The organism is Streptosporangium sp. NPDC000396 (assembly GCF_042898655.1).
Lineage (GTDB): Bacteria > Actinomycetota > Actinomycetes > Streptosporangiales > Streptosporangiaceae > Streptosporangium.
Window position 1 is genome coordinate 357,812 of sequence record NZ_JBIAZA010000003.1, and the last position, 21,981, is coordinate 379,792.

A 21,981-nucleotide genomic window follows, 5' to 3' on the forward strand; every position below is an offset into this window, starting at 1 on the left:
CGTGAGCGCCCTGGCCGCCACCTCCACCGGCAGGTCCTCTCGCGCGGCATGCCGGGGCGGGGCCCGCACGGACGGGGACGGGGGTCAGGGTTCCTGGGCGATCAGCCGCCGGTGGGCGGCGAGGGGCCGCGGGCTGATGCCGTGCAACGCGAGGGCGGCGGCGCCGGCGGCGCTGTCGCGGGCGGTGATCACGGTGCCGTGGGCGACGGCTCCGGCACCGTCCAGCTCGGCGCGGACCTTCGCGGCGAGCAGGGTGGGCTCGGTGAGCAAGGAGCCCGCCAGCACCAGCGGCCCGGAATCGGGGCCCAGCGACCGGGCGGTGCCGACGAGTGACCGCGCGGCCTCCTGAAGGATCGCGAGGGCAGCCGCGTCGCCCGCTCTCGCCGCCGATTCCACCGACGGCGCCAGCCGCGCCAGCCAGGCGGGCCCGGCCTCGGCGACCCCCTCGTGGACCATGCTCACGATCCGCTGGGGCGAGGTGTCATCGAGGATTCCCCCGCGCAGCGCGGTGGGCCCGGCCCGGCCGTCGAGCGAGGCCAGCACGGCCTGTACGGCACGCCGTCCGATCCACGTCCCCGATCCCTCGTCGCCGAGCAGCCAGCCGTATCCGTCGGCCCGGCCGGTGACCTGCCTGCCTTCGACCCGGGCGGCCACCGCGCCGGTGCCCGCGATCAGGACCGTCCCTGCGGGCTCCTCGGTGGCCCCGGCGAAGGCCGCGAGCATGTCGGGCACCACAGCGGGCCGCCCCGGCAGACCTGCTGTGCGCCATACCTCCGTGACGAGGGCCTCAGCCTGTTCGCGTGCCGATCCGGCGCCCGCCAGCCCGAACACGCCGCCGGCCACCAGCCCCGGGTCGAGGTCCCCCAGCGCGGTCCGCAGTGCCGCGCGCAGGCTTCCGCCGGGGTCGGCGGCCGAGAGCGTGTTGGCTCCCTGCCCGTATCCCCGCCCGGCCACCTGCCCGGACTCCGTCGCCACCACGCAGCGGGTGCTCGTCCCGCCTCCGTCGACGCCGATGACCAGTGTCGTCACGCGCACCCCACATGCAGATAATCTCCTGAGGTCTATATTCTTATGAAGATTTTCTGCGCAGAGAAGGCCCCCGGGCCTTTTCGTGGAGCGCCGGGCCGCGCCTCGGCCGAAGCGGTCAGGTGACCACCCGGTAGTGGGTCGTCAGCCGCCCGTCGTCGAGGACGTGAAAGGCCAGGGCGGGAGGAAGCCGGTAGTCGACGTAGTCGTCGCTCGGGCCGTGTTCCCAGGGAAGCCTGAGGGTGGAGGCGACGCCAGGCGCCACGAGCAGGGGCCGCCCCGCGAACGTGGTCGCCGCCGGGGTGTGGGCGTGCCCGCACAGGACCGCCGCGACATTCGGGTGCCGGGTGACGAGCTCGGCGAGCCGCTGCTCGCCGTTCAGCCGGATGGCGTCCAGGAACGGGCTGTGCAGGGCGACGGGCGGGTGGTGGAAGGCGATGAACACCGGCACGTCATCCGCCGTTTCGCCGAGGAGGGCCTCAAGCCAGGTGACGGTCTCCTCGGCGAGGTGGCCGTCGTCCTGCCCGGGGATCGACGAGTCGCAGAGGGCGAAGACCGCCCCGGGGGTGTGGTACGCCCGGTTGATCGGGTCCTGCGTGGCGGGCTCGTCGAGCAGGACCTGGCGGAACGCCGCACGGACGTCGTGGTTGCCGGGGCAGGTGAGCACCGGATGCCGCGAGCCCAGGAGCTTGCGCGCCTCCTCGTATTCGGAGACCAGGCCGTGGTCGGCGATGTCCCCGGTGACCAGCACCGCCTCAAGGTCGTACGGCAGGCCGTTGAGATAGTCCATGACCGCTCTCATGCGATCGGCGCTGCGCGGGGTGCCGTCGATATGGGTGTCGCTGAGGTGCGCGAACACGAGCACGTCGTGGTCCTTCCTGGTGGGAGATGACGGCGAGCCTATGCACCCACCGGGCCAATCATAAGATCCAGTGTCATGCCGGAAGATTGGTCCACTTCCGGACCGTCCGCACGTCGAGGTCGGCACCGCCGCGGGGGCGCCGCCCCGGCCCGGAAGGCGCCTGCGCGCGAGGCCGTACGGGACGGGCGCCTGGCGGGACTCCCGGGTCACGCCCACCCGGACGCTCGCCACGGCGATCCGAGGCCTGTCCGGCGCACACGCTGTGCTTGGTGAAGAAATAGCCGTTTTATGCTCGATCACTACTGTCGGATCCCGTTCGATGACCCTTTTTGAGGGCAGGTCCAGGGCGTGACGGAGCGTGAAGTCCGGCGGCGGTGACGCGGCGGTGACGAGCAGGACATGCCCGGTGTCATGGGTCCCGTGAGCGGCTGGGCGGCTGCGGCTCCGCCGTAGGCGAACCTTCCGCGATGGATCACGTAACGCCGTTCAGCGGTTTTTCCGGAACAGTGTGGGGTTCTCGTATCGCCGGCCGCGTTCGCGTGACCGAAGTCCATGGGGCGCCCCTCGCTCGTGGTGTCGCGTCACCGCGACAGGGATGAGGTCGGAGATGAAGATCATCGGAATCGCGGGCAGCATTCGCTCGCGGGCATACATCCACAGGCTGCTGGAGGCCTCGGGGCGGGAGCTGCCCCCATCGGTGGACTTCGAGATCTGGGACGGGCTGGATCAGATGCCGCCGCTGGCGGACGGCCCGCTTCCGCCCGGGGTGGACGAGCTGTGTCACACGCTCGCCACGGCGGACGGCCTGCTGGTCGCGGCGCCGGCGCACAGCGCCCTGCCGTCCCAGCTCGGTCACGCGCTCGACTGGGTGTCGTCCGGGCGTGGCGGCGCGATCCTGGTAGGCAAACCGGTCGTCGTGGTGACCGGCTGCCTGCGCGCCCATGAGGCATTGTGGACACAGGCCGAGCTCGGCCGGGCCCTGGCCGCCGCCGGCGCGATCGTGTACGGCGTCGACCTGACCGTGTCGCCGACCGTGAGCCATTTCGACTCCACCGGCAGGCTCGTCGACCCGGCGTTCCGCGACCGGCTGGGCAGGGCGCTGGAGGAACTGTGCTCGGAGGCGCTCGCGAGGTCTTCCGTGTGAGCGTCACGCCCGCCGGCCAGACCGGCGGGCCGTCGCCCGCTCTCCGCGAGGACCGGGGAGAACCCCGTCCTCCCGACGGCACCAGGAGCCGCTGATGACGATCATCCTTCCCGAGGATCCTTTCCACCGCCGGCTGCACCACATCGCACCCGGCGGGCTGACCTCGGAGACGGCGCAGAGCCCGGGAATGCGCCGGCGTGCCGCGATCAGCGGTGCCACCGTCGGATCCAGGCGCCTGTGGATGGGCCAGAGCCATGTCGCGCCGGCCACCGTATCCGCCAACCACCATCACGGGGAGTCCGAGACCGCCATCTACGTCGTCAGCGGCACCCCGTCGTTCGTCTTCTTCGACATCGACGCCGACGAGCCCGCCGAGGTGCGCATCGACACCAAGCCGGGTGACTACGTCTTCGTGCCGCCCTACGTCCCGCACCGGGAGGAGAACCCCGACCCCGAACTGGAGGCGATCGTGGTGATCGCGCGCAGCACGCAGGAGGCGATCGTGGTCAATCTCGACGAGCTGAGATGGACCGGCCCGGTCCTGACCACGGGCTGACGTCCCGGTCGCGGCGCCGGACCGGGCCGTACGGAAGACGTTCCGGCCGTGGCGCCGCGCCGTACGAGAACGGGAGGCAGGGAGGTCGTCGTGGATGACCCGGCGGAGGAGCGGGCGCTGCGGGAGCTGCGGGCGGTGCTCGACGCGAACGCTCCGATCGTCCGCCACGAGCGCGAGGAGTTCCCCGAGGGCACGCCGTTCCTCCGGGTGAGCCTTCCCGGGACGGACGATGTGGCCGTCTTCCTCGACGACCGTCAGTGGATCTGCCTGAGCGAGCCGAAGCCCGGACGTGTGCCCGTGGAGTTCGTCGCCGGCCGGATCGACGACGATCCCGTGCTCGTCGTCGATCGGCTGGTGTCCGCCCTGGTGCCGGCCCGCAGGCGGTCCAGCGACCTCGCGCGCACCCTGAAGGCGTCCGGGGTCGGCCTCGCCGCCGGTACCGGCGTGGGCCTGCTGGGCATGTTGGTCATGGCGGTACTTGTCGGGGGCAGCGGTTACCTCTCCGACACGACGATCGCCGCCGTGTATGTCCTGGCCATCCTGCTCGGCGCCGGTGCCGGCCTCTGGGCCGCCATCCGCTGGTGGCATCTGGGCTGACCCGGCGCGGCCCCGTCATCCCCCGCTTCGCCCGAGCGACTCCGACACCAGCTTCCTGGCCGCATCCTGCACCTCGGCGAGGTGCTCGGGCCCCTTGAAGGACTCGGCATAGATCTTGTACACGTCCTCGGTGCCGGAAGGCCGGGCGGCGAACCAGGCGTCGGCCGTGCTGACCTTGACCCCGCCGAGGGGGGCTCCGTTGCCGGGGGCCGAGGTGAGCACCTCCGTGATCGGCTCACCGGCGAGCGTCGTGGCGGTGACCTGCTCGGCCGAGAGCTTGGAGAGTACGGCCTTCTCCTCCCGGCCGGCCGGAGCGTCGACCCGGGCGTAGGCCGGATCGCCGAACCTGGAGGTCAGGCCGGCGTAGTGCTCGCTGGGCGAACGGCCGGTGGTCGCGATGATCTCCGATGCCAGCAGCGCCAGGATGATGCCGTCCTTGTCGGTGGTCCACACGGAGCCGTCGCGGCGCAGGAACGACGCCCCCGCGCTCTCCTCGCCGCCGAAGCCCAGCGAGCCGTCGAGCAGCCCGGGTACGAACCACTTGAATCCGACGGGCACCTCCATCAGCCGCCTGCCCAGATCGGCCGCCACCCGGTCGATCATGCTGCTGCTCACCATCGTCTTGCCGACCCCGGCGTCCGCGGGCCAGTCGGGCCGGTGGGAGTAAAGGTAGGAGATCGCCACGGCGAGGTAGTGGTTGGGATTCATCAGGCCCCCGTCGGGAGTGACGATGCCATGGCGGTCGGCGTCGGCGTCGTTGCCCGTGGAGACGTCGAACGCGTCACGGTTGGCGATGAGGGAGGCCATCGCGTACGGGGACGAGCAGTCCATCCGGATCTTGCCGTCCCAGTCCAGCGTCATGAACCGCCACGTCGGGTCGGTCAGCGGGTTCACCACCGTGAGGTCCAGCCGGTGCCGATCGGCGATCTCGCCCCAGTAGGCCACGCTCGCCCCGCCCAGCGGGTCGGCGCCGACGCGCACCCCGGCGTTCCTGATCGCCTCGATGTCCAGCACCGAAGGCAGGTCGTCGACGTATTCGCCGAGGAAGTCGTGGCGGCCGGTCGTGTCGGCGGTCAGGGCCCTGGCGTAGGGGATTCGCCTGACCTCCTTCAGCCCGCCCGCGATCAGCGCGTTGGCGCGGTCCTGGATCCAGGAGGTGGCGTCGGTGTCGGCCGGGCCGCCGTTCGGCGGGTTGTACTTGAAGCCGCCGTCGCTGGGCGGGTTGTGCGAGGGGGTCACCACCACGCCGTCGGCCGGCCCCGCCGTACGCCCCCGGTTGTAGGTGAGGATCGCGTGGGAGACCGCCGGCGTCGGGGTGTGACCGTCGCGGCTGTCGATCAGGACCCTGACCCCGTTGGCCGCGAACACCTCCAGCGCCGACACCTGCGCGGGCTCCGACAGGGCATGGCTGTCGGCGCCGAGGAACAGCGGGCCGTCCACTCCCTGCGCCGCGCGGTACTCCACGATGGCCTGGCTGGTCGCAAGGATGTGATCTTCGTTGAAGGCGGTGTTCAGAGATGAGCCGCGATGCCCTGAGGTTCCGAACGCCACCCGCTGGCCGACCTCCGAGGGGTCGGGGTGCAGGGCGTAGTAGGCGGTCACCAGGCGGGCCACGTCGACCAGGTCGGACGGCTGCGCCTGCTGTCCCGCGCGCTCGTGGGTCATTGCAATCTCCTTATGTCATCACGGCCAACGGTACCCATCCTCAAACGGGCAGAACTCCATTGAAAGCCGTTGTTTCCCCCTTGATCCTCTCCTTCCCTCAGAGTTCGGGAAACATCAAGAGGAGCCGCGCGGGTTTCCAGGTCGGCGGCTCTCGCCGACCGCATGACGGCCGGCCTACGAGGCGACGGGGCTGCTCACCGCCGAGCTCCCGGAGCGGGCCAGGCGGCTCTGCCAGACGACCAGCACGAGCGGGGTCAGCAGCTCCACGCCGATGAACGCGGCGAACAGCGGGTGCGGCGGACCGGCCACGGCAAGGGAGAGAACCCGGGCCAGCCCGCCCAGGAACACGGCGCCGCAGACCGCGCGCAACGCGGGCCCGGAGTGCTCCACGCGGCGGGCGAGCGTCAGCATGACGATGCCGAGGGCGAACCAGACGCCCGCGAAGAAGCGGTAGTTACTGTCGAGGGTCGCGTTCACCTGGGTCTGGGCATGGTCGGGCAGCGCGGCGGGCCCGAACGCGATGTCGTTCACGGCGGTTCCCAGGACGACCAGGCCCAGCAGGACGACGGCCGTCTGAAGCGCTCGGCGGGACAACACGGTAGCGACCTCCATCAGGTCTAGTGAGGGGACTGCCGGGTTCACCCGGCAGGGGAATCGCTTCCCCGTCATGGTTCCTTCGTTTGAAACGGTCAGGGCTTGGCCGTCGCCTGCCTCTGCCGAGGGGGGCGAGAAGCCGCTCTCTTCAGGGAGCGGAGGAGTCACCGGCCTCGGTGTCGAAGATCCGGGACGAATATGGAACGGGAACGGTGGGTGCCCTCACCTCGAGAGGGCGCCCTCGCCGCCGCGCGGCCCGGCCGGCCGGCGGGCGGCGATCAGCGCGAGCACGCCGATGACGACCAGCGCCCAGCTGCCGGTGACCGGGAAATAGATGGCGCACATGGGTACTCCGGTCGCCAGCAGATACCACCCGACCTGCGCGGGAAGTCGCCCGGTCGTCCGGACCACGTGCAGGGACAGCGTGCCCATGGCGAGGATCACGATGCCCGCCGCCATGAACCAGATGCTCGCCTCGCGCGGGTAGTACTCGGGCGCGTTCGGGTCGATGGCCGTCCTGACGAATCCGTCTCCGACGATTCCGGCCCAGTCGTTGGGCTGGGCTAACGCCCAGACGAAGTGCAACACCGCCGTTGCGATGATCAGCCGGGGTACCCAGCGGGCCAGCGGGTTCATTCACTCCTCCTCGGGTTGTCGCCCGGAACCAGGCGCAGCGCCAGCCTGTAGATGTCGCGCAGGTCTTCGACGGACACCGGCGGGACGACGTGTCCGGCCCCGACGAGCACCAGATACAGCAGGCGGGCCATGGGCGTGTCGTCCGCCTCGGCGCCGCCGGCCTCCCGCCACAGGGAGCTCAGGTAGTCGATGCGCAGACGGTCGACGCGTTCCTGTGCCGCGCGGACCTCCGCGTCCTGCGCGGCCCAGGCGCGTATGGCGACCTCCAGACCGAGTCCGTCGCCCAGCTCGGCCAGGACCAGCTCCAGCAGATGATCCAGCCTGGCCTGCGGCGGACCCGCGGTGTGGTCCGCCGCGTCGAGATATCGGACGGTGCGCTTCTCCTCGAAATGCTGGAGCAGGTCGGTTTTGAACCCGGCCATGCCCTTGAAGTGGTGGTAGAAGGAGCCCTTGGTCAGGCCGAGCCGCCCGCACAGCCGCTCGACGGTCAGCGCGGGCGCCCCCTCCTCGCTCAGCACCTTGAACCCTTCCTCCAGCCAGTCGTGCCTGCTCGCCATCTGTCCTGCCCGTTCGTCCTCCGGCTTGGGAGATCAAACATACCATACGGTACGGTATGGCCTCGATCCGGTGCTCGGTGCTCACCTGATTGCTTCATATTCGTACGGCAATATGCCTCTGTGATCTCATATCTGATCGTTTAGGGAGATAAGTGGTCAAGAGTCCCTTTGTGGGGCATTTATCGCAAAAGTAGAGGGAATCGATCTACGAATAGACCGATGAGCGCCCTCGGGACCGGACCCATGGATCCCGGAGCGTTCATCAGCCAAGCAAGGAGATCATCGTGAAGAAGAAACCTCTTCTCGCCTCGGCCCTGGCCGCGCTCATCCTGACCGCAGTCCCGGCCGCCCAGGCGGCCACCACGAGTTCCCTTCCCGGCCTCTCTCCCACGCCTGTCCCCACGGACATGACCTCGCCCGAGCCCTCGGACATGATTTCCGCCTCGCCTTCGGAGGGGATGGGGGAGCCGATCGGCTCCGGTTGCGCCTCCCTGCCGAACCAGGGCAAGGGCCTGGAGGACAGGCCGATCGCCTCCGCGCTGGCCGACATCCCGGCGCTGGAGCCTCTGGTCAAGGCCCTCCAGGAGTCCCAGCTGGCCGAGACTCTCAACTCCGCCAAGGAGATCACGGTGTTCGCGCCCACCAGGGAGGCGTTCGCCAAGGTGCCGAAGGAGACCCTCACCAAGCTCATGGGCGACAGGGCCCAGCTCAAGGAGATCCTCACCTATCACGTCGTCCCGAAGAAGGTGACCCCGACGGATCTCGAGGCCGGGATGCTGGAGACGCTCCAGGGCGGCAAGCTGACCGTCAAGGAGGAGAACGGCGAGTACATGGTCAACGACGCCAAGGTCGTCTGCGGCAACATTCCCACCAAGAACGCCACCGTCTACATCATCGATTCGGTGCTGATGCCTCAGGCCGAAGCGTCACCGACTTCCGAGGTGTCGCCGAGCTGAGCGCCCTTCCGGAGCATCGCCGATCCGAGCAGCTGGAGGGGTGCCCGTCGGGCGCCCCTCACCATGCCTCCTGCCGTAGGGCCGGTGCGCCCGTTCGCGGACGTCGATCCGGCCGGCCTTCCGGCGGCCCCGTCAGTCCTCGGCCTTGCGGGCGACTCCGCCCACGGTCCACGTCTTCTCCGGACCCTGGACGGTGAGGGGGTTGTCGGGATGCCAGTGGCGGAGGTAGACGAGCCCGGGGTCGACCAGCTCCAGCCCGTCGAAGAAGCGCAGCACCTGCTTGCGCGTGCGTGAGGCGTCTTCGGTCCGGTTGAGGATCTGCCGGTAGATGTCGACGATCGGCCCCGCGGCCTCCGGGCGCATGTCGAAGACGGCGTGGGCGATGACGAGGTGGCTGCCGACCGGCAACGAGTCGCGCAGCAGGGCCACGCTCTTGAACGGGTCGTCCTCGTCGGGAATGAACTGGAGCGCGGACGTGATCAGGACGGCCACCGGCCGGTTCAGGTCGATGAGCTTCCGCAGCTCGGGGTCGGCGAGCAACTCGCCGGGATGGAGCACGTCGCCCTCGACGACGGCGGTGTCGGGATTCGTGGCGAGGAGGGCCCGGGCGTGGGAGAGCACGATCGGGTCGTCGGCGACGTAGACCACGCGGGTGCCCGGCACGAGCGACTGGGCGACCTGATGGACGTTCTGCTGGGTGGGAAGTCCCCAGCCGACGGCCAGGAACTGGGTGAGGCCCCGCTCGACGAGATAGCGCACCACCCGGCCGAGAAAGGCCTGGGCCTCCTTCGCCATGGCCTTGATCTCCGGGGCGATGGCGAGAACTCGGTCGGCGGCCTCGCGGTCGGCTGCGAAGTTGTCCTTGCCGCCGAGGAAGTAGTCGTTCATGCGGGCGATGTTCGGCACGGTCGTGTCCAGACTCGCCGGTGGCCGCCGGGCCGCGTCGCTCATGCGTCATCTCCTAGGTTCTCTGCGAGATTAGAGAACCGCGACGCCCGTGGATAGATGCCAATTGCCAGTTGATGAGAGAAAAACGTTGATTGGTCCGCGGGGTGAGTCACTTCTTGCGGCCGACGCCACCGACGATCCATATGGAATCGGGCCGGTGGAGCATGGTCTCTTCGGGCCGCCACTGCGGGACATAGACGACTCCGGGCTCGACGAGCGTGAGCCCGTCGAAGAAGTGCTCGACCTCGGCCTTGGTGCGAAGGTTGTCACGGTGGGGTCCGGTGATCGAGCCCCGGGCCTGGTAGAGGGCGGCGAGTTTCGCGGTCGTCTCCGGGCGCAGGTCGGAGACCGCGTGGGAGATGGCCATGTGGCTGCCCGGCGTGATCGCCTTGTGCAGGTCGGTGACGACCTGCATGGCCAGGACGTCGTCGGTGATGTCCTGCAGCAGGGCGAAGAGAAGGATCGCCACGGGCTGATCGAAGTCGATCATGCCGGTGAGCCCCGGATGGGCGAGCATCCGCTCGGTGTCGCGCACGTCGGCTTCGACGACCGTGGTCAGGGGGCCGTCCGGAAGCAGGGCCTGGGCGTGGACGACGACCATCGGGTCGTTGTCGACGTGCACCACCCGCGCGTCGGGTGCGACGGCACGGACGATCTCGTGCACGTTGCCCTGGGTCGGCAGGCCGCAGCCGATGTCGACGAACTGCCGGATGCCGGCGCCGGCGAGGAAGCGGACCGCCCGGCCGAGGAACCGGCGGCCCTCCCTGGACATGGCGGGAAGCTCTGGCGCGAGTGCGAGCGCCACCTGGGCGGCTTCGCGGTCGGCTGCGAAGTTGTCTTTGCCGCCGAGGAAGTAGTCGGCTATCCGCCCGGCGTTCGGGATCGTGGTATCGAACCTGGGCCGCTCAGGCTTCGACGACACGATGACGCCCTCCGTCCAGCGCTGCGAGTTTTAGCGGACCTTATCCGTCTTTAAGTCAGCACGGGACCTATTTCGGCTAATCGGCGCTCCGGCGCCGTGTGCGTATGGGTGTCAGCGGCAGGCCTCCAGATGGCGTGCCGTCCTCGCCGGGAGGGTGAACGCCGCCCACACGGCCTTGCCGTGGGAGGCGAGGGGAGCCCATCCCCACATCTGGCTGATTCCCTGGACGACCTGGAGCCCGCGTCCGCTTTCCGCCTCGTAGTCGGGTTCGCGCAGGCTGGGCCCCTGGTCGCTGGGGTCGGTGACCGCGCACAGCACCGAGCGCTCGGCGTGGCACAGGATGACTCTGACGTCCTCGGCGGAATGGGCGCCGACCCGGCCTCGCACGCCGTGCCGTACGGCGTTGGTCACCAGCTCGGAGACCACCACGCCGGTGTCGTCGACGAGGAGGTCCAGCTCCCAGGCGCGTAGGGCGGTGGAGGTGAACTCGCGGGCGGTCCGTGCCGCGCACGGATCGTGACGGAGACTCCGTACGGCCATCTGCATGTGGTCGAGATGGCTGTCGCCGTCCGCCCAGGGCGGCAGGCCACTTGGCGGGAGGATGTGATCGAGCATTGACAACCACCGTTCCCACCCGCCGATCTCTGTATGAATGGGGGTGGCTTGATGTCTTTGGTAACCAGTCATCGGCGACCTTGGGGAGGTGTGGCGATCGCGTAACACGGCAATCCGTCTAGTTATCTTGCCTGTGACGATGTGCATAAGCAAGTACAGATGCACGTGCATCTGCACAAAGCTCTATGCTGTATCTGTGTTTTTCCTGCCTAACGGTGAGAGGCGAGGATGAATCAGCTGTATAACGGCATGTCGGCGGCTCTGCTGGCCGGGGCCCTCTGGCGCAAGAGTCACTTCAGCAATCCCAGCGGCAACTGTGTGGAGCTGGCCGCGCTGCCGGGCGACCGGATCGCGATCCGCAATTCGCGAGACCCGGAGGGGCCCGCGCTGATCTACACTCGCCGTGAGATCGACATCTTCGTCCGAGGCGTGAAGGGTGGCGACTTCGACGACCTGCTTGCCTCGATTGATTGAAGAATAAAATTCTGTGTAGCCGTGAACGCGTGACCGGAGTACCGTGAAGGCTCGCGGCGACCACAAAGGGTGGACAGGGGCTCGCAATCCGCGCTTGAAGGACTGTAGATGATCGCACCTTACGCCGATGGCGAGCCGGTTCGCCCGACATCCATAGCCGTGCCGCGAGGAAGCTCGACCGTGCTGAGGATCGTGCTGGGCGCGCAGCTCCGCCGCCTCCGCGAGCGGCGGCAGATCACCCTGGAAGCGGCGGGGCACGCCATCCGCGCCTCCCACTCGAAGATCAGCCGGATGGAACTCGGCAGGGTGAGCTTCCGGACCAGAGACGTGGCCGATCTGCTCACGCTGTACGGCGTGACGGACGAGGAAGACCGGCAGGCCCTGCTGGCCCTCGTCGAGCGGGCCAACGTCACCGGATGGTGGCACAACTACAACGACATCCTGCCCAGCTGGTTCGAGACCTACGTGGGCCTGGAGGAGTCGGCCACCGGCATCCGCAACTACGAGGTCCAGTTCGTGCCCGGCCTGCTCCAGAGCGAGGACTACGCGCGGGCCGTCGTCCGGCTGGGCTTCCCCAACGCCCCCGCCGCGGAGATCGAGCGGCGGGTGCAGCTGCGCATGGCGCGCCAGAGGCTCCTGCACAACCCGGATCCGCCCCACCTGTGGGCGGTGCTGGACGAGGCGGTGCTGCGCCGCCCGCTCGGCGGGGCCGAGGTGATGCGGGGCCAGATCGACCACATCCTCCAGGCGCTCGAACTGCCCAACGTGACCGTCCAGATCGTGCCGTTCAACGTCGGCGGTCACGCCGCGGCCGGTGGGCCCTTCAGCATCCTGCGGTTCTCCCAGCCCGATCTGCCCGACGTGGTCTACATGGAGCAGCTCACCAGCGCGGTGTATCTCGAAAAGCGCGATGACGTGGAGCGCTACCTTGAGGTGATGGAGCGCCTGTGCATCGAGGCCGAGCCCGCGACGCGCACGCGGGAGATCCTCACCCGGATCCGCGAAGAACTGTAGGGACGCAAACGAGGCGCCCGCGCCGGCAACCTTCCAGGGCGGCCGTACGAAGATAGTCAGATGAGATGTCTCGTGACCGGCGCGACGGGATACATCGGTGGGCGGCTCGTGCCCGAGCTGCTCGACGCGGGTCATGACGTCCGGTGCATGGTGCGTGAGGCGAGCCGCCTGCGCGATCAGCCGTGGGTATCGCGTGTGGAGATCGCCCAGGCCGATGCGACCGACGCCGCCCGGACGGGAAAGGCGCTCGACGGCGTCGACGTGGCCTACTACCTCATCCACACGATGGGCGGGGGAGAGGACTTCGCCGTCGCCGACCGCCGTGCGGCCACCACGTTCGCCATAGCGGCCGGGGAGGCGGGGGTACGCCGCATCCTCTACCTCGGCGGTCTCGCACCGCAGGACGAGCTCTCGCCCCACATGCGCTCCCGGACCGAGGTGGGGGAGATCTTCCTGCGCTACCAGGTTCCGGCCGTGGTGCTGCGAGCGGCCGCCATCATCGGATCGGGGTCGGCCTCGTTCGAGATGCTGCGCTACCTCACCGAGCGGCTGCCGGTGATGACGACGCCGCGGTGGGTGGGCACCAGGACGCAGCCCATCGCGATCCGCGACGTCCTGCGCTATCTCGTGGGGTGGGCGGTCATCGAGGAGGAGGTGAACCGCTCCTTCGACATCGGCGGCCCGGACATGCTGACCTACGCCGACATGATGCGCGTCTACGCCGACGTCGCCGGGCTGTCGCGCCGGTTAATCATTCCGGTCCCGCTGCTCACCCCCGGTCTGTCGAGCCACTGGGTGGGGTTGGTCACCCCCGTCCCCGCGAAGATTGCCCGGCCCCTGGTGGAGTCGCTGCGCAATGAAGCCGTCTGCCGCGAACATGACATCGTCGGCTACGTCCCGGATCCGCCCGGCGGCTTGATCGGGTTCAGGGAAGCCGTCGCGCTGGCTCTGCAGCGGATCAAGGATGCGAAGGTCGCCACCCGCTGGTCCTCCGCCTCGACGCCGGGAGCGCCGAGCGATCCACTGCCGACCGACCCCGCCTGGGCGGGCGGCAGCCTCTACGTCGACAGGCGGGCCCGCCTCGTCGGGGCCTCCCCGCAGGCGCTCTGGGTGGTGATCGAGGCGATAGGCGGAGAGATGGGCTGGTACTCCCTGCCCATCGCCTGGCGCCTCCGAGGCTTCCTCGACCGGCTCGTCGGCGGTGTAGGGCTGCGCTGTGGACGTCGTGATCCGCGCCGGCTTCGCGTGGGCGACTCGGTCGACTTCTGGCGGGTCGAGGAGGTCGATCCCGGACGCCTGCTCCGGCTGCGCGCGGAGATGCGCCTGCCCGGCCTCGCGTGGCTGGAGCTGAGCGTGCACCAGAGCCGGGGCCGAACCGTGTACGGCCAGCGCGCGATCTTCCATCCCCGGGGGCTGGCGGGTCATCTCTACTGGTGGCTGATCTCGCCCTTCCACGGCCTGATCTTCGGCCGGATGCCGCGCAATGTGGCGGCGGCGGCCGAGCGCGGCGATATCCGCGGGGCTCAGGATCGGCCGACCTGGCTGGGATCGCCGATGAGGTGATCGATCAGCAGGTCGAGCCCTCCGAACGCCTCCTTCAGCGGTGCGGGGGTCTCGCTGGTTCCCCCGAAGGTCACGTCGATGGGCATAACGAACATCGCCTCGTACAGGGCCGGCCGGGTGACCGCGAAGTTCAGGTAGGTGTCCGCCAGGCGGCGTGTCGTCACCGCGTCCCAGCCTTCGGCCTCGGCCAGTTCGCGTGCGGCCGTGATGATCAACTGGCGGGGCTGGGCTCGCTCGCGCTCACGACGTGTCTTTATGGACATCGCATGGCCTTAGCATTGCTATGCAATATATCTATGTTATTCAGAACCTCCTTGATATGGTTCCTAGCTCTGCTAGAGAAGGTCACCCGTTCGTGACGTAGGGATGGGTGAGGAATTCGATGGCATGCCCGTCAGGGTCGTCGACATACACACCCCGGCCACGGTGGAGGTGATTAATCCGCTGAGGCTCCTGGTGGCCGGGGTCGGCCCAATGGGGCAGTTCGCGCTCGACGATCCGGGCGTAGATCTCGTCGAACTCGTCCTCGGAGACGAGAAACGCCAGATGCTGCGAGACGATCCGGTCGGGGGCGACGAGGGAGTCGGCGTAGTCGACGGTCACGCCGTTGGCGAGCGGGACGGTGGCGAACGGCCCGTACGCCTTGGGCTCGGGCGCCCCGAGCAGGTCGGTGACGAAGCGCGCGGAGGCGAAGCGGTCGCTGCTGTGCACGATCAGGTGGTCGAGCTGCGCGGGCATGGGATCTCCAGACGGTCGGCTGTGAAGTGACCTCGCACCTTTGACATTACGACCGGAGCCCGTGCCCGGCATCGGACCTTCGTCCTAGGGCTTGTTCTCAACAGGCGGGTCACGGTCATTCGTCGGTGCAGCGGCTCCAGGACCGCCCACTGTGCGGCGGTCGGGTTCCCGCGACTCACCCATGGATCTTGGAACAGGTCCTAGGTTGACCTTGTCCCTGGGGCAGACCACACGCTCGTGGTGACAAGGACGAGGGAGGCGGGCCATGGAGTGGCTGACGATCGGAGCGTTCTCGCGAGCGTCGCGGCTGTCGCAGAAGGCGTTGCGGCTCTACGACGAGTTGGGCCTGCTGGTCCCGGCACGAACTGATCCGTTCAACGGCTACCGGCTCTACGACCCCGCCCAGCTCGACCGCGCCAGGCTCGTGGCCTGGCTGCGCCGGCTCGACATGCCCCTGGCGCGGATCAAGGCCGTGTGCGACCTGCCTCCCGGGCAGGCGGCCGGCGAGGTCGCGGCCTACTGGGCGCGGGCCGAGCGCAAGCACACCGAACGCGCCGAGCTGGCCGCCCTCCTCGTCGAGCACTTATCGGGAAGGACATCCCACATGTTCGACGTCAAGCTCCGCCACATCCGGGAACGCGTGATCATCTGCGCCAAGCGCCACCTCACCGCCGACGAGCTCGCCGGCTTCGCCATGGAGCTGACCAGGCGCGCCGGTGACGGCACCGTACCCGCCCTGCCAGGACTCGACGGTGCGCCGTTCCTCATCTACCACGGCGAGGTGGGCGCCGACAGCGACGGCCCGGTGGAGTGGTGCAGGCCGGTGCCCGCCGACCACGCGCAGGAGATCGCCGCCCGCTTCCCCGACCTGGAACTGCGTACCGACCCTGCGCACACGGAGGCTTTCGTACGGCTGTGCAAGGGACGACTCGACGCGGCTCATTCCCTGCGTGCCCTGCAGACGCTGGGCGCCTGGGAACGGGCCGGGGAGTTCACCGGCCCGCCCAGGCAGGTCTTCTTCGCCGACCCCAGGACGGCGGGAGAAGACGAGCCGGTGAGCGACATGGTCGCGCCACTACCCGAGTGACAGTGATCCATTTTTGAAACAGGCGCTGCTCCGGAGGCCCGGTGCCGGATGTCCCAAGCCGTACGGCGCCGGGCGCCCGGAACGGCGGACGCGATCCTCATGACGCCACCAGGACGTCGATGACGTCCTGGTGGCTGAGCCCCTTGTGGGTGAGATGCCCGGTCGTGGCCAGCTCGGCCAGGCCGTGGGCGGTGCACAGCAGGGCCATCGTCGCGGCCTTGGAGGCGGACTGGTCGGCGGCGACCTCCACGCCGAGCGCCGTCATCACCTCGTCGACCGCTCTCTCCAGCTCCGGATGGTCCCCGATGAAGAACTCCGGGGCGAACACGAGCCGGTACTCCTCGCGGTGCCCCACGGCGTATTCGACGTAGCTCGCGTAGAAGGCGCGCAGCCGGTCGTGGCGGCCGGTCTGTTTCAGGACCGCTTCGGCGACGTGTGCGCTGAGATCCGCTATGACCCGGACCGCGAGCGCGGCGAGCAGCGCGGTCTTGTCGGTGAAGTGGCGGTAGGGGGCCATACGGGACAGGCCGGTCAGGTCGCCGACCGCGCGCAGCGTCACGGCGTCGAGGCCCTCTTCGCGCAGCAGGCTGAGGGCGCTCTCGACCAACCGGGTTCTGGTGTCGTCCACCACGTCGTTCACCTTCTCACACTCCTTGTGTTGACAACGTCAACGTTGAGGTTGACACTGTCAACACGACGTTGACGACGTCAACTGGAGAGCTATGAAGATCATGGTGAACGGCGCCCAGGCTGCGGCGGACGCCGACCGGGACGACGCGATCGTGGACGTCCTGCGCGACGGCCTGGGCCTCACCGGGACCAAGGCGGCCTGCCGTACCGGAGTGTGCGGGGCGTGCACGGTCATGGTGGACGGCACGCCGCAGGTGAGCTGCCTGCTGCCCGCCGCCGCGGTGGAAGGACGGGAGATCGTCACCGTGGAGGGGCTGGACCATCCCGTCCAGCGGGCGTTCGCGGCCCACGACGGCCTGCAGTGCGGCTACTGCACCCCCGGGTTCGTGGTGGAGGCCGCCGCGTTCGTGGACGAGTGGCGCCGCGAGCACGGCGACGTCACGCCGCCGCGCGAGCGGGTCGCCGCCGCCATGGCCGGTCACCTGTGCCGCTGCGGCGCCTACGAGGGGATCCACGCGGCGATAGCGGCAGCCTGCCGGGGAGAGCATGACACCGCCGCCGAGGCCCCCGCGCGGGTGGAGGCGATGGACAAGGTCACCGGCCGCGCCCGCTACACCACCGACATCCGGTTGGACGGCCAGCTGGAGGGCGTGATCATCCGCTCCGCGAGGGCGCACGCGCGGGTCGTGGCGGTGAGGGTGGACGGCGCCCGGCCGGTCGACCTGCTGCCGCCCGACCGGATCGTCCGCTACGCCGGCCAGCCCGTCGCGGCCGTCGCCGCGCCCACACGCCGCCAGGCGCTGGCGATCGCGGCAGGCGCGGAGATCGACTACGACCCGCTACCGGCCGCGCTCGACGACACGCCCGGCGCGCCGCCGGTCTACGACGAGCGGAGCAGGCAACACGCTCCCAGCTCCAGCGAGGGAGTCGACCTGCCGGGCGGCTGGAACGGCAACGTGCGCGGCCCCTTCACCCTGGCGAGCTGGCGCGGCCGTACCGCGACGAGCCGGATCGAGACCGCCCGGCGGCGCGCCGACCCCCGCCTGGTGACCGGGACGTTCACCACCGCGGTGCAGGTCCACACGCCGATGGAGCCGCATGCGTGCGTGGCCCGGTGGGACGCCGAAGGCGACCTCCACCTGCACCTGTCGACCCAGACCGTGGGTTTGGCGGCCGAGCAGGCCGCCAAGCGCTGGAACCTCGCGGTGGAGCGGGTTCACATCGTCACCGACCACGTCGGCGGCGGGTTCGGGGCCAAGAGCGGGGTCACCGCGGAGACGATCGCGGCGGTCGAGCTCGCGCGGGCCTGCGGCGCGCCGGTGCGCGTGGTGCTGAGCCGCGAGGAGGAACTCACCGACGCGGGGAACCGGCCCGGCACCCGCACCCGGCTCGAGCTGCTCACCGACGACAGGGGCGACCTCGCCGCACTCGCCATGGACGTCCACGGCCGCGGAGGGGTGTCCATCGGATCGGCGGTCGCGCTGTTCGCCCGCCTCATGTACGGCACGGCGCCCCGGCGGCTACGCGACTTCGACGTGGTCACCAACGAGCCGCCCGGCACGCCGTTCCGCGGGCCCGGAGCGCCGCCCATGCTCTGGGCCCTGGAGCAGGCCGTGGACGAGGTGGCCCACCGCCGCGGAGAGGATCCGATCGCGCTGCGCCGCCGCTGGGACGGCAACCGCAAGCGGCACGCGCTCTACGACTGGGCGGCGGGCCTCCCCACATGGCTCGACAGGCCGCGGACCGGCTCGCAGACGGGCCGGTTCCGCAGGGGGGTCGGGGTGGCCGCCGCCAACTGGGCCTACATGCTCGATTCCGCCACCGAGGTCGAGCTCGAAGTCGAGGGGGACGTGGTCGTCGCCCGCACGACGACCCAGGACATCGGGACCGGCATCCGCAGCGTCATCGCCGAGGTCCTGCGCGAGGAACTCGGCCTGCCGCCCGAGCGGATCCGCGTGGAGATCGGCAGGACGGGCACCGTGCACGGACCGCCCTCCATCGGCAGCCGCACCACGGCCTCGGTGGCGCCGGCCGTGCGGGACGCCGCGCGGCGGCTGCGGGCGCAGGGCCTCGGTGACGGCCGCAGGGTCGTCGGCAGGCGCCGGGGCGACCGGCGCGGCTACCTCACCCCGATCGCGATGGCCGGTACGACGCTGGGCCGGGGGTTCAGCGGGGCGGTCCACGTCACCGAGGTCGAGGTGGACACCCGTCTGGGCACGATCAGGCCGCTACGGGTGTGGGGCGGGATCGCGGTCGGCCACATCTACGCCGAGCGGCTGGCACGCAGCCAGTGCGAGGGCGGCATCGTCCAGGGCATCGGCTACGCGCTGTACGAGGAGCGCCACGTCGACCCGGTGACGGGAGCCGTGCTGACCACGAACCTGGAGGACTACCGGATCCCCGGCATCGGGGACACCCCGGAGATGGTCATCCACTTCCACGAGGACGGATGGGAGCACGTCAACGGCCGCGGCGTCGGGGTGGGCGAGGTCTCCACGATCGGCGTGGCAGCCTCGGTGGGCAACGCCGTCCACAACGCCACCGGCTGGCGTCCTCATGACCTGCCCATCCGGCCCGACCGGCTCCTCGAAGGGATCAGCCGTTGACCGCCCTCACCGACATCGGCGAAGCCGCCCGGCGCGGAGGCGAGTTCCGCGCGGGCGGCACCGATCTGATGGCCCGGCGCCCGGCCGGGCCGTACGTGGACCTGCGCGGGCTGCCGGATCTGTCCGGCATGACCTGGCGGCCGGACGGCTCGGTCCGGATCGGCGCGCTGACCACGGCGGCGGAACTCGCCGGCGACGTACGGCTCCGCGCCGCCCACCCCTCCCTGGCCCTGACGGCGGCGGCGCTGGCGACTCCCCAGATCCGGGCGGTGGCCACCATCGGCGGCAACCTGCTCCAGCGCAACCGCTGCTGCTACTACCGCAACCCGTCCTTCTCCTGCCACCAGAACGGCGGCGACTCCTGTCCGGCCCGGACCGGGCTCACCCTGCACTCCGCGGTGATCGACACCGGACCCTGCGTGGCCCCGCACCCGTCGTCGCTGGCGATGGCCCTGCTCGGCTGCGACGCGTCCGTCGAGGTTCACGGCAGGGATCCGTTCCCGGTCCGGGACCTGTACGGAGACGGCTCCGACCCGGCCCGCGACCACCTGCTGGAGCCGGGCGAGATCCTCGTCGCGATCGACCTGCCGCCACCCGTGCAGGGCGAACGGGCCGCCTACCACCGCGCGATCGGCAGGTCCGAGGCCGAGTGGCCGCTGGTGGAGGCGGTGGCGCGGCTGGCCTCGGACGGTGAGAGGATCACCTTCGCCGCGGTGGCCGCGGGCGGCGTCGCCCGCGTCCCCGTGCGCCTGCCCGAGGTCGAGGAGGCGATCCTGGCCGGTGAACCCCTCGACCGCGCGGCCGAGACGGCCACCGCCCGATGCGCCCCGACGGCCCAGAACGGTTACAAGGTGGGGCTGCTCGCCGCGACGGTCCTGGAGGTGCTGGAGCGTGCCGCCGGGGTCACCGGCGGCCCGGCGTGACCGATCGCGGCGCGGCCGAGACCAGGCCGGTCTCGTAGGCGACGATGACCAGTTGAGCCCGGTCACGGGCGCCGAGCTTGCCGAGCAGCCTGCCGATGTGCGTCTTGACGGTCGCGAGGCTGAGGTTCAGGTGATCGGCGATCTCGGTGTTGGACAGCCCCCGGGCGATGAGGGCGAGCACGTCGCGTTCCCGATCGGTGACGCCGTCGAGCTCGCGCGCGAGCGGCCGTGCCGGCTCGGGACGCCGGGAGAACTCGGCGATGAGGCGGCGCGTCACCGTCGGGGCGAGCAGCCCTTCACCGGAGGCGATGACGCGGATCGCCGCCAGCAGCTCGCCCGGCGGCGTGTCCTTGAGCAGGAAGCCGCTGGCTCCCGCCCGCAGCGCCGCGTAGACGTATTCGTCCAGGTCGAACGTGGTGAGCATGAGCACGCGAACGCCCGCCGTGTCGGCCGAGCCGCAGATGCGCCGGGTCGCCTCGATCCCGTCCATCTCCGGCATGCGCACATCCATGAGCACCACGTCCGGGGACTCGCTGCGGGCCAGGTCGACGGCTTCGACCCCGGTCCCGGCCTCGCCGACCGCCGTCAGGTCGGGGGCGGTGTCCACCAGGATGCGGAAGCTGCCGCGCAGCAGGGCCTGGTCGTCGGCGACCAGCACGCGGATCACGCGGTCTCCCCGTACGGCAGCCACGCCGACACCTCGAACCCGCCTTCCGGCCGTCGCCGGGCCGTGAAGCTTCCGCCGTACATGATGACCCTCTCCCGCATCCCGATCAGCCCGTGGCCCGGTCGTCCCGGCAGGACCCGATGGCCCGGCCCGTCGTCGGTCACCTCGATCCGCACCGCGTTCCCGTCAGCCTCGACCACCACCCGGCACCGGGCGGGGGCCGCGTGTTTGACCACGTTCGTCAGAGCCTCCTGCACGATCCGGTAGACCGACAACTCGACGCCCTCCGGGAGCGTCGTGGCGGTGACGTTCAAGTCGACGTGGACCCCGGCCATCGCCGCCCGGCCGGCGAGCGCGGGCAGGCCGGAGAGCCCGGGGGCGGGGGAGAGGCCGGAGACCGTGTCCGCGGCCGGGTCGGAGCCGGAACGCATCACACCCAGCAGATGACGCATCTCGGTGAGCGCGCTCCGGCTGGTGGTCTCGATGACCCGTAGCGCGTCCCTCGCCTCCTCCGGCCGGGCCTCCGCGACGTGGTTGGCGATCCCCGCCTTGACCGCGATGAGGCTCATGCTGTGCGCCACGACGTCGTGCAACTCGCGCGCGATGCGCAGGCGTTCCTCGGTGACCGCCCGGTCGGCGAGTTGCTCCGCCGAGCGCGCCGCGTACGCGCGCCGCTCGCGTACGGCGCGGCCGATCGCCCAGGCGCAGCCCATGCACGCCGCGTCGGCCAGGAACACGCCGAGGTCGGGGGCCCACCAGACGGGGGCGGAGCCGCCCGCCACCGAAAGCAGGAGCAGGACCGCCGCGCTGAGCGCACCGATCGCGGCCGTGGGTTCCCACCGGAGCCGGGGCCGGGTGAGCGCGACGGGATAGAGCGCGAACGCCGCCGCGACGAACCCGTCGTGCACCAGGTCGAAGAACGCCGACACCAGGGAGATCCCGAGGGTGACGCAGAAGACGGGCAGGGGCCACAGCCGCCGTACGGCGAGCGCCGCCCCGGCCCCGGCCCCGAGCAGGCACTGTGCCCACAGGGGGAGGGCCGCGGCGGGACGCGCGACCGCGAACAGCGTGAGCACGATCGCGTATCCCGCCCCGACCAGGGCGTCGAACGCCATGAGCTGACCGTCGCTCCATCGCCGGAGGAAAAGCGAATCGTCCACGTTGAGATCGTCCACCTTGAGACGGTATCCACTCGGGTCCG

24 protein-coding genes are annotated in these 21,981 nt (G+C 70.3%); 10 read left to right on the forward strand and 14 right to left on the reverse strand.

Annotation, left to right across the window (positions count from 1 at the left end; genetic code table 11):
• Window positions 1-84: 84 nt before the first annotated feature.
• Both ACFY2X_RS06560 and ACFY2X_RS06565 read right to left on the reverse strand, forming a co-directional pair.
• Complete coding sequence (locus ACFY2X_RS06560) at window positions 85-1,029, reverse strand: N-acetylglucosamine kinase (RefSeq protein ID WP_389933249.1); 945 nt, start codon at window positions 1,027-1,029, stop codon at window positions 85-87.
• Window positions 1,030-1,144: 115 nt separating this feature from the next.
• The gene (locus ACFY2X_RS06565; RefSeq protein ID WP_389933252.1) at window positions 1,145-1,891 is read right to left on the reverse strand and encodes a metallophosphoesterase; all 747 of its coding nucleotides are present in this window, start codon (window positions 1,889-1,891) and stop codon (window positions 1,145-1,147) included.
• 604 nt (window positions 1,892-2,495) lie between these two features.
• Here ACFY2X_RS06565 and ACFY2X_RS06570 point away from each other — a divergent pair.
• The 3 genes from ACFY2X_RS06570 (at window position 2,496) to ACFY2X_RS06580 (ending at window position 4,185) form a co-directional block, all read left to right on the forward strand.
• Entirely contained in the window at window positions 2,496-3,032 is a 537-nt protein-coding gene (locus ACFY2X_RS06570; protein WP_389933255.1) for an NAD(P)H-dependent oxidoreductase, read from the forward strand.
• 94 nt (window positions 3,033-3,126) lie between these two features.
• The gene (locus tag ACFY2X_RS06575) at window positions 3,127-3,588 is read left to right on the forward strand and encodes a cupin domain-containing protein (protein ID WP_389933258.1); all 462 of its coding nucleotides are present in this window, start codon (window positions 3,127-3,129) and stop codon (window positions 3,586-3,588) included.
• Window positions 3,589-3,678: 90 nt separating this feature from the next.
• A complete protein-coding gene (locus ACFY2X_RS06580; RefSeq protein WP_389933261.1) occupies window positions 3,679-4,185 on the forward strand; it encodes a hypothetical protein in 507 nt (168 codons plus the stop codon).
• A gap of 15 nt (window positions 4,186-4,200) precedes the next feature.
• Here the strand turns inward: ACFY2X_RS06580 and pgm are convergent, their stop codons facing one another.
• From pgm to ACFY2X_RS06600, 4 genes are all read right to left on the reverse strand, one after another.
• Window positions 4,201-5,850: a phosphoglucomutase (alpha-D-glucose-1,6-bisphosphate-dependent) gene (gene pgm / locus ACFY2X_RS06585; protein ID WP_389933264.1), complete on the reverse strand. Its 1,650-nt coding sequence runs from the start codon at window positions 5,848-5,850 to the stop codon at window positions 4,201-4,203.
• Between the two features lie 174 nt (window positions 5,851-6,024).
• Entirely contained in the window at window positions 6,025-6,462 is a 438-nt protein-coding gene (locus tag ACFY2X_RS06590; RefSeq protein WP_389933267.1) for a DUF4345 domain-containing protein, read from the reverse strand.
• Between the two features lie 204 nt (window positions 6,463-6,666).
• Window positions 6,667-7,080: a DUF6463 family protein gene (locus ACFY2X_RS06595; RefSeq protein WP_389933269.1), complete on the reverse strand. Its 414-nt coding sequence runs from the start codon at window positions 7,078-7,080 to the stop codon at window positions 6,667-6,669.
• A complete protein-coding gene (locus tag ACFY2X_RS06600; RefSeq protein ID WP_389933271.1) occupies window positions 7,077-7,637 on the reverse strand; it encodes a TetR/AcrR family transcriptional regulator in 561 nt (186 codons plus the stop codon). The genes ACFY2X_RS06595 and ACFY2X_RS06600 overlap by 4 nt, the downstream gene beginning before the upstream one ends.
• Before the next feature lie 284 nt (window positions 7,638-7,921).
• Between ACFY2X_RS06600 and ACFY2X_RS06605 the strand changes: the two genes are divergently transcribed.
• Window positions 7,922-8,593: a fasciclin domain-containing protein gene (locus tag ACFY2X_RS06605; protein ID WP_389933274.1), complete on the forward strand. Its 672-nt coding sequence runs from the start codon at window positions 7,922-7,924 to the stop codon at window positions 8,591-8,593.
• A gap of 132 nt (window positions 8,594-8,725) precedes the next feature.
• Here ACFY2X_RS06605 and ACFY2X_RS06610 read toward each other — a convergent pair whose 3' ends face one another.
• From ACFY2X_RS06610 to ACFY2X_RS06620, 3 genes are all read right to left on the reverse strand, one after another.
• Window positions 8,726-9,544 carry an SAM-dependent methyltransferase gene (locus tag ACFY2X_RS06610; protein ID WP_389933277.1) on the reverse strand — a complete coding sequence of 273 codons (819 nt, stop codon included), beginning with the start codon at window positions 9,542-9,544 and terminating at the stop codon, window positions 8,726-8,728.
• Window positions 9,545-9,650: 106 nt separating this feature from the next.
• Window positions 9,651-10,463: an SAM-dependent methyltransferase gene (locus ACFY2X_RS06615; protein WP_389933280.1), complete on the reverse strand. Its 813-nt coding sequence runs from the start codon at window positions 10,461-10,463 to the stop codon at window positions 9,651-9,653.
• A 111-nt stretch (window positions 10,464-10,574) separates the two neighbouring features.
• The gene (locus ACFY2X_RS06620) at window positions 10,575-11,078 is read right to left on the reverse strand and encodes an ATP-binding protein (RefSeq protein ID WP_389933283.1); all 504 of its coding nucleotides are present in this window, start codon (window positions 11,076-11,078) and stop codon (window positions 10,575-10,577) included.
• Window positions 11,079-11,306: 228 nt separating this feature from the next.
• Here ACFY2X_RS06620 and ACFY2X_RS06625 point away from each other — a divergent pair, with 228 nt between their 5' ends.
• From ACFY2X_RS06625 to ACFY2X_RS06635, 3 genes are all read left to right on the forward strand, one after another.
• Window positions 11,307-11,552, forward strand: coding sequence for a DUF397 domain-containing protein (locus ACFY2X_RS06625; RefSeq protein WP_389933286.1), 246 nt, complete (start codon window positions 11,307-11,309; stop codon window positions 11,550-11,552).
• 108 nt (window positions 11,553-11,660) lie between these two features.
• Entirely contained in the window at window positions 11,661-12,566 is a 906-nt protein-coding gene (locus tag ACFY2X_RS06630) for a helix-turn-helix domain-containing protein (protein ID WP_389933289.1), read from the forward strand.
• A gap of 60 nt (window positions 12,567-12,626) precedes the next feature.
• Window positions 12,627-14,129, forward strand: a complete 1,503-nt coding sequence (locus tag ACFY2X_RS06635; RefSeq protein ID WP_389933293.1) for an SDR family oxidoreductase — start codon at window positions 12,627-12,629, stop codon at window positions 14,127-14,129.
• Here the strand turns inward: ACFY2X_RS06635 and ACFY2X_RS06640 are convergent.
• Both ACFY2X_RS06640 and ACFY2X_RS06645 read right to left on the reverse strand, forming a co-directional pair.
• Window positions 14,090-14,392 carry a TetR-like C-terminal domain-containing protein gene (locus ACFY2X_RS06640; RefSeq protein WP_389933296.1) on the reverse strand — a complete coding sequence of 101 codons (303 nt, stop codon included), beginning with the start codon at window positions 14,390-14,392 and terminating at the stop codon, window positions 14,090-14,092. The genes ACFY2X_RS06635 and ACFY2X_RS06640 overlap by 40 nt on opposite strands.
• Window positions 14,393-14,474: 82 nt before the next feature.
• On the reverse strand, window positions 14,475-14,867 hold the full coding sequence (locus tag ACFY2X_RS06645) for a VOC family protein (RefSeq protein ID WP_389933299.1): 393 nt from the start codon (window positions 14,865-14,867) through the stop codon (window positions 14,475-14,477).
• A gap of 265 nt (window positions 14,868-15,132) precedes the next feature.
• On the opposite strand from ACFY2X_RS06645, the gene ACFY2X_RS06650 reads away from it, so the two are divergent.
• The gene (locus ACFY2X_RS06650; RefSeq protein ID WP_389933301.1) at window positions 15,133-15,954 is read left to right on the forward strand and encodes a MerR family transcriptional regulator; all 822 of its coding nucleotides are present in this window, start codon (window positions 15,133-15,135) and stop codon (window positions 15,952-15,954) included.
• A gap of 97 nt (window positions 15,955-16,051) precedes the next feature.
• Here the strand turns inward: ACFY2X_RS06650 and ACFY2X_RS06655 are convergent, their stop codons facing one another.
• Window positions 16,052-16,594: a TetR/AcrR family transcriptional regulator gene (locus ACFY2X_RS06655; protein WP_389933304.1), complete on the reverse strand. Its 543-nt coding sequence runs from the start codon at window positions 16,592-16,594 to the stop codon at window positions 16,052-16,054.
• An 82-nt stretch (window positions 16,595-16,676) separates the two neighbouring features.
• Here ACFY2X_RS06655 and ACFY2X_RS06660 point away from each other — a divergent pair, with 82 nt between their 5' ends.
• Window positions 16,677-19,190 (forward strand): molybdopterin-dependent oxidoreductase, encoded by a 2,514-nt coding sequence (locus tag ACFY2X_RS06660; protein WP_389933307.1) that lies wholly within the window; start codon window positions 16,677-16,679, stop codon window positions 19,188-19,190.
• The gene (locus tag ACFY2X_RS06665; RefSeq protein WP_389933310.1) at window positions 19,187-20,113 is read left to right on the forward strand and encodes an FAD binding domain-containing protein; all 927 of its coding nucleotides are present in this window, start codon (window positions 19,187-19,189) and stop codon (window positions 20,111-20,113) included. The genes ACFY2X_RS06660 and ACFY2X_RS06665 overlap by 4 nt, the downstream gene beginning before the upstream one ends.
• Here the strand turns inward: ACFY2X_RS06665 and ACFY2X_RS06670 are convergent.
• On the reverse strand, window positions 20,094-20,780 hold the full coding sequence (locus tag ACFY2X_RS06670) for a response regulator (protein ID WP_389933694.1): 687 nt from the start codon (window positions 20,778-20,780) through the stop codon (window positions 20,094-20,096). The two genes, ACFY2X_RS06665 and ACFY2X_RS06670, sit on opposite strands and share 20 nt — an antisense overlap.
• Window positions 20,777-21,955 (reverse strand): sensor histidine kinase, encoded by a 1,179-nt coding sequence (locus tag ACFY2X_RS06675; RefSeq protein WP_389933313.1) that lies wholly within the window; start codon window positions 21,953-21,955, stop codon window positions 20,777-20,779. The genes ACFY2X_RS06670 and ACFY2X_RS06675 overlap by 4 nt, the downstream gene beginning before the upstream one ends.
• Window positions 21,956-21,981 lie beyond the last annotated feature (26 nt).

Bases quoted from the DNA above. Each gene is read 5' to 3' on its own strand.
- pgm (WP_389933264.1), bottom strand. From the start codon at position 5,850: ATGACCCACGAGCGCGCGGGACAGCAGGCGCAGCCGTCCGACCTGGTC.
- ACFY2X_RS06650 (WP_389933301.1), top strand. From the start codon at position 15,133: ATGGAGTGGCTGACGATCGGAGCGTTCTCGCGAGCGTCGCGGCTGTCG.
- ACFY2X_RS06630 (WP_389933289.1), top strand. From the start codon at position 11,661: ATGATCGCACCTTACGCCGATGGCGAGCCGGTTCGCCCGACATCCATA.
- ACFY2X_RS06660 (WP_389933307.1), top strand. From the start codon at position 16,677: ATGAAGATCATGGTGAACGGCGCCCAGGCTGCGGCGGACGCCGACCGG.
- ACFY2X_RS06600 (WP_389933271.1), bottom strand. From the start codon at position 7,637: ATGGCGAGCAGGCACGACTGGCTGGAGGAAGGGTTCAAGGTGCTGAGC.
- ACFY2X_RS06570 (WP_389933255.1), top strand. From the start codon at position 2,496: ATGAAGATCATCGGAATCGCGGGCAGCATTCGCTCGCGGGCATACATC.
- ACFY2X_RS06635 (WP_389933293.1), top strand. From the start codon at position 12,627: ATGAGATGTCTCGTGACCGGCGCGACGGGATACATCGGTGGGCGGCTC.
- ACFY2X_RS06640 (WP_389933296.1), bottom strand. From the start codon at position 14,392: ATGTCCATAAAGACACGTCGTGAGCGCGAGCGAGCCCAGCCCCGCCAG.
- ACFY2X_RS06575 (WP_389933258.1), top strand. From the start codon at position 3,127: ATGACGATCATCCTTCCCGAGGATCCTTTCCACCGCCGGCTGCACCAC.
- ACFY2X_RS06610 (WP_389933277.1), bottom strand. From the start codon at position 9,544: ATGAGCGACGCGGCCCGGCGGCCACCGGCGAGTCTGGACACGACCGTG.
- ACFY2X_RS06625 (WP_389933286.1), top strand. From the start codon at position 11,307: ATGAATCAGCTGTATAACGGCATGTCGGCGGCTCTGCTGGCCGGGGCC.
- ACFY2X_RS06595 (WP_389933269.1), bottom strand. From the start codon at position 7,080: ATGAACCCGCTGGCCCGCTGGGTACCCCGGCTGATCATCGCAACGGCG.
- ACFY2X_RS06590 (WP_389933267.1), bottom strand. From the start codon at position 6,462: ATGGAGGTCGCTACCGTGTTGTCCCGCCGAGCGCTTCAGACGGCCGTC.
- ACFY2X_RS06620 (WP_389933283.1), bottom strand. From the start codon at position 11,078: ATGCTCGATCACATCCTCCCGCCAAGTGGCCTGCCGCCCTGGGCGGAC.
- ACFY2X_RS06645 (WP_389933299.1), bottom strand. From the start codon at position 14,867: ATGCCCGCGCAGCTCGACCACCTGATCGTGCACAGCAGCGACCGCTTC.